Source organism: Pedococcus sp. NPDC057267 (assembly GCF_042668795.1).
Taxonomy (GTDB): domain Bacteria; phylum Actinomycetota; class Actinomycetes; order Actinomycetales; family Dermatophilaceae; genus Pedococcus.
On the sequence record NZ_JBHUYG010000125.1, the window covers coordinates 1 to 10,199 of the forward strand.

General features: G+C 73.8%; 9 protein-coding genes and 1 tRNA gene. 8 read left to right on the forward strand and 2 right to left on the reverse strand.

Going from position 1 to position 10,199, the window contains the following annotated elements; genetic code table 11:
- Positions 1-34 precede the first annotated feature (34 nt).
- Positions 35-105, reverse strand: a tRNA-Gly gene (locus ACFUC1_RS18835).
- Positions 106-200: 95 nt separating this feature from the next.
- Here ACFUC1_RS18835 and dcd point away from each other — a divergent pair.
- Both dcd and ACFUC1_RS18845 read left to right on the forward strand, forming a co-directional pair.
- Positions 201-776, forward strand: a complete 576-nt coding sequence (gene dcd, locus ACFUC1_RS18840) for a dCTP deaminase (protein WP_379122531.1) — start codon at positions 201-203, stop codon at positions 774-776.
- 76 nt (positions 777-852) lie between these two features.
- Complete coding sequence (locus tag ACFUC1_RS18845) at positions 853-1,491, forward strand: alpha/beta hydrolase (RefSeq protein WP_379122533.1); 639 nt, start codon at positions 853-855, stop codon at positions 1,489-1,491.
- Here the strand turns inward: ACFUC1_RS18845 and ACFUC1_RS18850 are convergent.
- Positions 1,488-2,966 (reverse strand): aromatic amino acid ammonia-lyase, encoded by a 1,479-nt coding sequence (locus ACFUC1_RS18850; RefSeq protein WP_379122535.1) that lies wholly within the window; start codon positions 2,964-2,966, stop codon positions 1,488-1,490. The two genes, ACFUC1_RS18845 and ACFUC1_RS18850, sit on opposite strands and share 4 nt — an antisense overlap.
- 96 nt (positions 2,967-3,062) lie before the next feature.
- Here ACFUC1_RS18850 and ACFUC1_RS18855 point away from each other — a divergent pair, with 96 nt between their 5' ends.
- From ACFUC1_RS18855 to ACFUC1_RS18880, 6 genes are all read left to right on the forward strand, one after another.
- Positions 3,063-4,181: an ABC transporter ATP-binding protein gene (locus ACFUC1_RS18855; protein ID WP_379122537.1), complete on the forward strand. Its 1,119-nt coding sequence runs from the start codon at positions 3,063-3,065 to the stop codon at positions 4,179-4,181.
- Positions 4,178-4,825 (forward strand): ABC transporter permease, encoded by a 648-nt coding sequence (locus ACFUC1_RS18860; RefSeq protein ID WP_379122539.1) that lies wholly within the window; start codon positions 4,178-4,180, stop codon positions 4,823-4,825. Before ACFUC1_RS18855 ends, ACFUC1_RS18860 begins: the two co-directional genes overlap by 4 nt.
- Positions 4,822-5,607 (forward strand): ABC transporter permease, encoded by a 786-nt coding sequence (locus ACFUC1_RS18865; protein ID WP_379122541.1) that lies wholly within the window; start codon positions 4,822-4,824, stop codon positions 5,605-5,607. Before ACFUC1_RS18860 ends, ACFUC1_RS18865 begins: the two co-directional genes overlap by 4 nt.
- A 47-nt stretch (positions 5,608-5,654) precedes the next feature.
- On the forward strand, positions 5,655-6,572 hold the full coding sequence (locus tag ACFUC1_RS18870; protein ID WP_379122543.1) for an ABC transporter substrate-binding protein: 918 nt from the start codon (positions 5,655-5,657) through the stop codon (positions 6,570-6,572).
- Between the two features lie 235 nt (positions 6,573-6,807).
- A complete protein-coding gene (locus ACFUC1_RS18875; protein ID WP_379122545.1) occupies positions 6,808-9,234 on the forward strand; it encodes a LuxR C-terminal-related transcriptional regulator in 2,427 nt (808 codons plus the stop codon).
- Positions 9,235-9,279: 45 nt separating this feature from the next.
- Complete coding sequence (locus tag ACFUC1_RS18880; protein ID WP_379122547.1) at positions 9,280-10,050, forward strand: lysophospholipid acyltransferase family protein; 771 nt, start codon at positions 9,280-9,282, stop codon at positions 10,048-10,050.
- Positions 10,051-10,199: the final 149 nt, after the last annotated feature.

Here is a 10,199-nt window from a genome sequence, read left to right on the forward strand (position 1 = left end):
AACGAAAAGCGTGTTCGGGGGTTGTTCGCGTCTGAGCCGATGACGGGAATCGAACCCGCGTGTCCAGCTTGGGAAGCTGGCGCTCTACCATTGAGCTACATCGGCGTGCACCGCCGGAACCGGCGGTGCGGCAGGAGTCTAACCGACGCCGCGGGCCGGACCGACCGCCCCCGCCACACCCCTCGCGTTACTCTTCCCCCGTGCTGCTGAGCGACCGCGACATCATCGCCGAGATCGACGCCGGGCGGGTCGTGCTCGACCCCTGGGACCCCGAGATGGTGCAGCCGAGCAGCGTCGACGTGCGTCTCGACAAGTACTTCCGGCTGTTCGACAACCACAAGTACCCGTACATCGACCCGGCCGAGGACCAGCCCGACCTGACCCGCCTCGTCGAGGTCGCCGACGGCGAGCCGTTCGTGCTGCACCCCGGGGAGTTCGTCCTCGGCTCGATCTACGAGACCGTCACCCTGCCCGAGGACGTCGCCGCCCGGGTGGAGGGCAAGTCGAGCCTGGGCCGTCTCGGCCTGCTCACCCACGCGACCGCCGGCTTCGTCGACCCCGGCTTCACCGGCCACGTCACCCTCGAGCTGAGCAACGTCGCCACCCTGCCGATCAAGCTGTGGCCCGGCATGAAGATCGGCCAGCTCTGCTTCTTCCGCCTCTCCAGCCCGGTCGACAACCCCTACGGCTCGGCCAAGTACGGCTCGCACTACCAGGGCCAGCGCGGCCCGACGGCGAGCCGCTCGTTCAAGAACTTCTCCACGAGCAAGGTCTGACCGACAGGGTCGGACCCACCAATCCAACGGGATGCCGACGGCGAATCCGTCGTGCCCGTCCCGACCCAGGAGTCCCATGCCTGCTCCCCGCCTGCTGTGGCCCACCGAGATCGCCCAGCCCGACGCCGTCGTCCTCGTCCTGCACGGAGGTCGCGAGCACGGCCACGACGCCGTCCGCGACTGGCAGGCCGCCGTGTGGCGGATGCGCCCGTTCGAACGGGCCGTCGCGCGCGCCGGCCGCGGCCGGGTGGCCGTGGCCTCGATCCGGTATGCCGTGCGCGGCTGGAACGGTGACGAGGCGAGCCCGCTGGTGGACACCCTGCTGGCGCTCGAGCAGCTCGAGGCGCGCCACCCCGGTGTGCCAGTGGGTCTCCTCGGCCACTCGATGGGCGGTCGCGTGGCCCTCCACCTCGCCGGCGACGAGCGCGTTGGCGCCATCGCGGCCCTCGCGCCCTGGGTCGAGGCCCAGGACCGCGCCCGCTGGCACCGTGGCCTGCACGTGCTGTTCATGCACGGCACCCGGGACAGGATCACCTCGCCGCGGCGCTCGCGCGCGATGGCCGACGCGATGGCTGCCATGGGCGCCGACGTCACCTACCGCGACGTGCACGGCGACGTTCACGGGATGCTGCGCCAGCCGGCCCGTTGGCACCGCGAGTCCGCCGAGTTCCTCGCGACCCACCTGACCCGGCCGCAGGACCGGACGGAGGCCTAGGCCCGGGCGCCCGGGCGGCCGGTGGCGCCGGGCACCGGCCCCGCGGCATACGCGTCGAGCACCCGCTCGGCCACCTCGAAGTCGCCGGCCAGGTCACGGTCGCCGAGGTGCGCGGGCAGCTGGTCACACCGCGTCAGCGCCTCGGCGAGCGCGCCGACCGGGTGGGTGGCCGACTGTCGCAGCGCCCGCACCGCGCACACGAGCTCGACCGCCACCAGCCGCCGGTACGCCTGCGCCGCGCGGGTGAGCCGCTCCGCGGCGGCGGCCGCGAACGACGCGTCGTCCTCGATGCCGGCCGACACCTGGGCGGTCTGCACCGCCGCCGGCGCGGCTGCGGCCTGGCGCACCACCGAGACGGCCGACGCGGCGACGTACTCGGCGATGAGCAGTCCCGACGACCCGGACGTCTCGTCCGCGAGGAAGAGGGGCAGCCCCTCGCGACCCGTGAGCAGGTGCGCCACGCGCGACTGGACGGCGGCTGCCGACCGTGCCAGCGCCAGCAGGGTGGAGTCCACACTGAGCGCGAGGTATGCCGCGTGGAAGCCGCCGTGGTGCGCGACCTGCGGACCGTCCGGGCCGGGGGTGAAGACAGGGTTCTCGGAGGCGGTGTTGACCGCCGTCTCCACGACGGTGCGCAGGTTCGCCGACCAGTCGAGCAGCGGCCCGTGGACCTGCGGCCAGGTGCGCAGGCCGAAGAAGTCCTGGATGTACGCGGGACGGCCCGGTTGACCCGTGACGAGGGTGCGCACGTGCCCGGCGACCTCAGTGGCCCCGGGAAACGGTGTCGCGCGGGCCGCGGCCTCGCTGAACGCCTCGGGGTTGCCGCGCAGGGCGACGAACGAGAGGGCGCAGACGGTGCTGGCGGCGCGGGCGGTGCCGGCCACCGAGCGGGTCGCCAGGGCGGACTCGGCGAGCGCGAAGGCGTTGGAGGACAACAGGGGGAGCGCGTCGCCGGCGTCGAGGTGCAGGACCCCCCTCCTCGCGCCGCCCACGCGGTCGCGCTCGCCCAGCAGGGTGAGGCCGACCTCCGCGAGCGCGGTGAGGTCGGCGGTGCCGAGCGAGCCGTGCCGGTGCACCACGGGCAGGTCCTCCGACGGCATCCCCGCGAGGTCGGCCAGGGCCACGGCGAGCTCGGGCCGGGCACCGGACCCGCCAGCGAGCAGCTGGTTGGCACGGATCGCCAGGGCCGCGCGCACGACCGGCTCCGGCAGCGGGTCGCCCCACCCTGCGGCGTGCGAGCGCAGGAGGCGCAGTCCGTGCTCCTCGTCCGAACCGGTCAGCTCCTCCCGCGCGGCACCGACCCCCGTCGTGTGGCCGTACACCTCGCGCCGCTCCGAGACCACCGCCGCGTCGCGGTGGGCCCGGGCGGTCCGGGCGACGGCGTCCGGGTGCGCCGAAGCCTCGGCGCCGCGGGCGAGGACCGCGATGGCCTCGAGGTCGAGGTCAGAGCCGGTGAGGTCGACGGTCTGTGCCACGCGGCCCAGTATCGCGACCGCCGGGTGCTCCGGGGCACGGGATCCCCGGTCTTCGCGGGTCGGCGGCTGTCACCCACAGGGGTTAGGTTGATCGGCATGATCGTCTTCGACGGCGTGACCAAGGAGTACCCCGATGGCACCGTCGCCGTCGACAAGCTGAGCTTCGAGGCGCCCACGGGCCGGATCACGGTGCTGGTCGGGCCGTCCGGCTGCGGCAAGACGACCTCCCTGCGGATGATCAACCGGATGATCCAGCCCACGTCGGGCACCATCTCCCTCGACGGCCGCGACACGGCCCGGATGAAGGAGCCGGAGCTGCGGCGCGGCATCGGGTACGTCATCCAGCACGCCGGCCTGTTCCCGCACCGCACGGTCCTGGACAACATCGGCACCGTCCCCCGGCTGCTCGGGCGTGACCGGCGCGAGACCGAGAAGCGCTCGATGGAGCTGCTCGAGCGGGTCGGCCTCGACCCGGCCTTCGCCAAGCGGTACCCCGCCCAGCTCTCCGGCGGCCAGCAGCAGCGCGTCGGCGTCGCCCGCGCGCTCGCGGCCGACCCGCCGGTGATGCTGATGGACGAGCCGTTCAGCGCGGTCGACCCGGTCGTGCGCGAGCAGCTGCAGGACGAGTTCCTGCGACTGCAGGGCGACCTCGGCAAGACCATCGTCTTCGTCACCCACGACATCGACGAGGCGATCAAGCTCGGCGACCAGGTGGCCGTGCTCCAGGTCGGGGGCCACCTCGCGCAGATCGCCGAGCCCGCCTACCTGCTGGCCCACCCGGTCAACGACTTCGTCGCCGACTTCGTGGGCCGTGACCGCGGCTACCGCGCGCTGTCGTTCCAGCCGACCCCCAAGCTGCCGCTGCGGCCCGAGCGCACCGTCACCGTCGGGGAGTCGACCAGGGGCATCGACGCGGACTGGCTGCTCGTCGTCGACGAGCGCAACCACCCGCTCGGCTGGGTCGAGCCGCGACGGGTCGACGGCGAGGTCACCAGCGAGCACCTGCACCGCGGTGGCACCGTGGCGCGGGCCAGCGGGCCGCTGCGTTCCTCCCTCGACGCGGCCCTGTCCAGCCCGAGCCGTCGCGGCGTCATCGTCGACGACTCCGGTTCGCTCGTCGGCACGGTGCGGGCGCACGAGGTGCTCACCGCGATCGAGGACGCCGACCGGCCCGAGCTGGAGGACCGCGACCGCCCCGGGGCCCCTGTCGCATGACCTGGTTCCTCGACCACGTCGGCGACGTCCTCGACCTCGCCGTGCAGCACGCCTACCTCGCGGGCATCCCGCTCGTGGTGGGGCTGCTCCTCGCCCTGCCGCTCGGCTGGCTGGCCCGGCGCTTCACCTGGCTCTACGGCCCCTTCACCGCGGGCTTCGGCCTCCTGTACACGATCCCCAGCCTCGCGCTCTTCGTGATCCTGCCGCTCGTCACCGGCTACGGGATCCTCAGCCCGGTCAACGTCATCGTCGCGCTGTCGCTCTACACGGTGGCGCTGCTCGTGCGCACCGTCGCCGACGGCCTCGGCGCCGTGCCCGACGACGTCGAGAACGCCGCCACCGCGATGGGCTACACCCGCGGCAAGCGCTTCTTCGCCGTCGAGCTCCCGCTGGCCGTCCCGGTCATCGCCGCCGGACTGCGCGTGGCGGCCGTGAGCAACGTCAGCATCGTCAGCGTCGCCACAGTCATCGGGGTCCAGCAGCTCGGCCTGCTGTTCAGCGACGGCTTCAACCGCGACTTCTACGACCCGCTCGTCGTCGGCATCCTCGGCTGTGTCGCGCTCGCCCTGCTCTTCGACGGGGTCATCGTCACGGCCGCCCGCGTGCTGACCCCGTGGACCCGCGCGACGGGGGCCCGGGCATGAACGGCGTCCTCACCTGGCTCACCGACCCGGCCAACTGGTCGGGCCCGGACGGCATACCGACCCAGACGCTCTCCCACCTCTGGTACTCGGGCTTCTCGCTGCTCGTCGCAGCCCTCATCGCCATCCCTGCCGGCCTGGCCGTGGGGCACACCGGGCGCGGCCGGTTCCTCGTCGTCGGCCTCGCCGGCGCCGCGCGCGCCATCCCGAGCCTGGGCCTGCTCTACCTCATGGTGCTGTGGCTGTTCCCCCGGCTCACGGGCGACTCCGCGTTCCTCGTGCCGTGCCTCATCGTGCTCGTCGTCCTGGCGATCCCCCCGATCATGGCGGGGGCGTATGCCGGGGTGGAGGGCGTCGACCCCGCCGCCCGCGACGCTGCGCGCGGGATGGGCATGACGGGTGGTCAGGTGCTGGCCAGGGTCGAGGTCCCGAACGCGATGCCGCTGATCTTCTCCGGCTTCCGGTCCGCGGCCCTGCAGGTGATCGCCACCGCGACCCTGGCCGCCGTGGCGGGCACGGGCGGCCTCGGCCGGTTCCTCATCGACGGCCAGAAGGTCCGCGACTACCCGCAGATGGCCGGCGGTGCGCTGCTGGTGGCGGTGCTCGCCCTGGTGGTCGACCTGCTCCTCGCCCTCGTCCAGCGCTACGTCGTCTCGCCCGGGCTCACCGGCCGGGGCACCGGTGGCGGGCGTCGGGGGCGGCGCCGGCTCGCCCATCGAGGAAATACCCCACAGGATGTAGAGATTCGCGAGCCGCGGCGTACCGTGGACGCCCAAGCCAGTTGACGACCTGTCGACCGAACCGAGAGGCACGACCAGTGAAGCTGACCAGAATGACCGTGACCGTGGCCACCGTGGCCGCGCTGCTGGGGACGGCCGCCTGTGGCAGCTCCGGTGGGGACCCGCTCGCGACCAAGACCAGCAGCAGCTCCGCGGGGGGCGGCGCCAGCAGCGGCATCACCGTCGGGTCCGCCGACTTCCCCGAGAGCGCCCTGCTCGCCGAGATCTACGCCGGGGCCCTCGAGGCCAAGGGGATCAAGGTGACCAAGCGGCTCAACATCGGTGCCCGCGAGGCGTACATCCCGGCGCTGCAGGACGGGTCGATCGACCTCATCCCGGAGTACACCGGCGTCCTCACCCAGTACTTCAACAAGAACGCCAAGGCGACCGACGCCGACGGCGTCTACGCCGAGCTCAAGTCCTCCCTGCCGGCCACCCTGACCGTGCTCGACAAGTCGGCGGCCGAGGACAAGGACGCCCTCGTCATGAAGAAGTCCCGCGCCGACCAGCTCGGCGTGAAGTCGATCGCGGACCTCAAGGGCAAGAGCCAGGACCTCACGGTCGGCGGCCCGCCGGAGTGGAAGACCCGCCTCACCGGCCTGCCCGGCTTCAAGAAGATCTACGGCCTGGAGTTCAAGTCGTTCCGCCCGCTCGACGCCGGCGGCCCGCTCACCCTGGCCGCCCTCAAGAACGGCCAGATCGACGCGGGTGACCTGTTCACCACGGACCCGAACCTCGCGGCCAACGACCTCGTGGCGCTCCAGGACCCCAAGAGCATGTATGCCGCGCAGAACGTCGTCCCGCTCATCACCAAGAGCAAGAGCAACGACACGATCGCCGGGGCGCTCAACGCCGTCTCGGCCAAGCTCGACACCGCGACCCTCGCCGCCCTCCTCAAGGAGGTCGTCGTCGACAAGAAGGACGCGTCGGCGGTGGCCAAGGAGTTCCTGAGCGCGAACGGCCTCGGCTGACCTGACGGGCCAGGGCGCCGGCACGCACGACGAGGCCGGGTGCGGACTCCCCCCGAGTCCACACCCGGCCTGCGGCGGGGCCCGTCCCGCCTGCGCCGAACGGACCTGGGCTGCGCCCCTCCACGCAGCCCGTGCCCGTCCCGCGACCGTGCGGGGACAAGACTGCCGGGACCGGCCTGCCGGGGGCATCGGTGAAACCACCGATACGGGGGAGGGACGTCGGTAGCCTGAACGGGTGCTGACTCCGTGCGTGGGCCGCGACGAGGTCATCGACCGCGTCCGGCAGCTCGTCGAGGAGCACCGCTGGGTGACCCTCACGGGGGCACCCGGCTGCGGCAAGACGCTCGTCGCCCGGCACGCCGCCGCCGCGGTCCCGGGCTCGCTCTGGGTGACCGCCCACGCGCACAGCTCGCGTGCCAGCCTCGTCACCGCCTGCCTGGCCGCGCTGGACGCGGAGGTGGCGCCGGGGGACTCCGAGACGATGGCGCTCAAGCGGGCCCTCGACGGCCGGGACGTCCTGCTCGTGCTCGACGGGGTCGACTCGGTGGACGGGCTGGGCGCCCTGCTGCAGGACCTCGTCGAGGAGACCGACACCTGGCGGCTGCTGTGCACGGCCCAGACCGTCGCCGGCCGGCCGCACGAGCGCGTGCTCCGGCTGCAACCGCTGCCGGCCCCGAAGCCGACCGGCGAGCTCGAGGGCCCCGCCGTCGAGCTGCTGCTCGCCCGGGTCGCGTCGGCGGGTGGCCACCTCGTCGACCTGGAGACCCACGGCCCCACCATCCGCCGGCTCATCACGGCCAGCGGCGGCCTGCCGCTCCTGCTGGAGCAGCTCGCGGTGCAGATCGCCCTCGTCGGCGTCAGCGACGTCGCCCCGGTCGGGTCGATGGACGAGGCGGTCCGGGCCTCCTACGCCCTGCTCGACGAGGAGCAGCAGCGGTGCTTCCGCCGGCTCGCCGTCATCGGCCGGCCCGTCAGCCTCGACGTCATCGCGCACGGCTGCGGCGTCACCCGCGCCCAGGCGGTCCAGCTCGCCTCGGCCCTGTCACGACGAAGCCTCGTGGAGGTCCACGCCGACGGCCGGTTCGCGATGCTCGCGCCGCTGCGCGAGGTGGGGCGCGCCCTCGCCGCCGAGACCGGCGACGAGACGGGCGCGTTCGAGGGCCTGGTCGCCTGGGCCGACAAGGTCCTCCCACGTGACTTCTACTCGGGCGCGGCCAACGAGCCGTGGCTCGCCGAGCTCGACCTGCTGGCGATGGCCGTCCGGTACGCGTGCGCCCAGGACGAGACCCGCCCCCTCGGGTACGAGCTGGCCAACCGCGCGTTCTCGACGCTGTACACGGCCATGCGGGTCCGCGAGGCCGTCGACCTGCTCGAGTCGGTCCTCGACAGCGGGGACGGGCCGCCCCTCGTCGGGTCCCAGCTCGCCCGTCGCGCCGGCATCTGCGCCTCCGAGGCGCGTGGCACCTACGAGGGGCTGCGACTGCTCGAGCGCGCCGAGCAGCACGCGCAGGCGCTCGACCCGCAGGACCGCGACCTCGAGGTCGCCCGCACCGCCGCCATCCGCGCGGAGATGCACCTCGACGCCGGCAAGCTCGCCGAGGCCCGCGCCGACGCCGAGGGCACCCTGGAGCTCGGCCAGGCGGACCCGTACGTCGTGCGCCAGGTCCGCCGCACGCTCATGGACGTCTGCGTGTCCACCGGCGAGTGGGACGAGGCGGAGCGGCTCGCCGCGCTGGTCGTCGACGCGCCCCCGCCCGACGAGCTCTGGATCGCGCTCGCCGCCCGGGTGCTCCAGGCGAAGGTCGCCTGGGAGCGGGGCCGCCTCATCGAGGCCGAGTCCCTCGCCCGCGTCGCCCGCGAGCGAGCCCGCGAGATCCACGAGGACCGCATCGCACTGCTCGCCGACACCGTGCACCGGCTCGTCACCGGCGAGCCCGGCACCGAGGTCGAGGCCGACGGGCTGCCTTGGGCCGTGCGCCTCGTCGTGCAGCTGCAGGAGGTGCGCGAGCTGCTCGCCGCCGGCGAGACCGCCCGGGCCGCGGGCCTGGCGGCCGACATCGTCGTCCTTGCCGACAGCAGCAACCTGGGCCGCGACGCGGTCGAGGCGCGCCTGCTCGTGGGGGACGCCCTGATGGAGCTCGGCGAACCGGGCCAGGCGCAGGCGTCGTACCTGTCGGCCCTCCGGCGGGCCGCCCAGGTGCCACTGCCACTGCGGGGGGCAGACGCCCTCGACGGGCTGGCCGTGCTGCTGCGCCGGAACGCCAACCCGGCGCACCGCCAGGTCGCCGGCGCTGCGGCCGCCCTGAGGGTCCCGCGCCAGGCGGTGGGCCGCGACCGGCCCGGCGTCGCGTATGCCGCGGGCGCGGTCCGCGACTGCCCGTCCGGCTGGGTGGTGGACCAGCAGCTGACCCCGGAGGGCGTCGCGGCGGTGGCCGCCCTGTTCGCCGCCTCGACCGTGGAGGTCGCCACGCCGCTCGACGCGCTGACCAAGGCCGAGCGCGCGGTGGCCGAGCTCGTCGCCGAGGGGCTGACGAGCCGGCAGATCGCGACCCGGCTCTTCGTCTCGCCGCGCACGGTCGACGCCCACCTGTCGCACATCTACCGCAAGCTCGAGATCGCCTCGCGGGCCAAGCTCGCCGCGCTCATGGCCGAGGTCGCCTGAGGGAAGCCGAGCAGGCCGCGTGGCCGTCCGCTCCGAACACGGGGTGTGCGCGACCTGACCTACCGCCTCGTCATCGCGGTGTGCCGCGCCCTGTTCCGGGTCCTCGGCCTGCGGATCGACGTGCGCGGGGCCGAGCGGCTCCCGGCGAGCGGACCGGTCGTCGTGGCCGCCAACCACAGCAGCTTCATCGACTTCATGGTGGTCGGGCTCGCGGCGACGATGCGCGGGCGGCTCGTCCGGTTCATGGCGAAGCAGTCGGTCTTCGACGCGCCGGTGTCCGGGCAGCTGATGCGCGGCATGCACCACATCGCGGTCGACCGGGCCCACGGCGCCGTCGCCGCCCGCCACGCCCTGTCCGCCCTGCGCCGGGGCGAGGTCGTCGGCATCTACCCCGAGGCGACCATCGGCCGCGCGTTCGTCGTCAAGGACCGCGCCGACGTCAGGCGCGGCGCGGCATACCTGGCGCTCGCCACGGGCGCCGCGCTGGTCCCGGTGGCGCACTGGGGGGTCCACAGGGTCTTCACGGTCGGCGGCCGGTGGAGCCTGCACCGTGGCACCGCGGTCACGGTCCTCGTCGGCGAGCCGCTCGTGCCACGGCCGGGCGAGGACGCCGAGGCGCTGACCGACCGGCTGCACGACGCGCTGGTCGAGATGGTCGAGCACCTGCTCGACACCTACCCGCAGCCGCCGGCCGAGCCGGCCACCGCCTGGTGGTGGCCCGCTTCCCGGGGAGGGGCCGCGCCGGCAACGCACGAGGCGCGCCTCCTCGACGAGGAAGCGCGCCTCCGGGCGGACGCGGGCCGGACCGGCCGCTGACCCGACGCTGACCCGCCGCCACGGACTACCGCTCGGGCCCTGTGAGCCAACCTCTGCTAGCAGAGGTTGGCTCACTCAGCGCGGGCTGCACAGTCTTCTGGGTGCACCACGCTCTGCTAGCAGAGCTTCGTGCCGCTGACGGTCAGGCC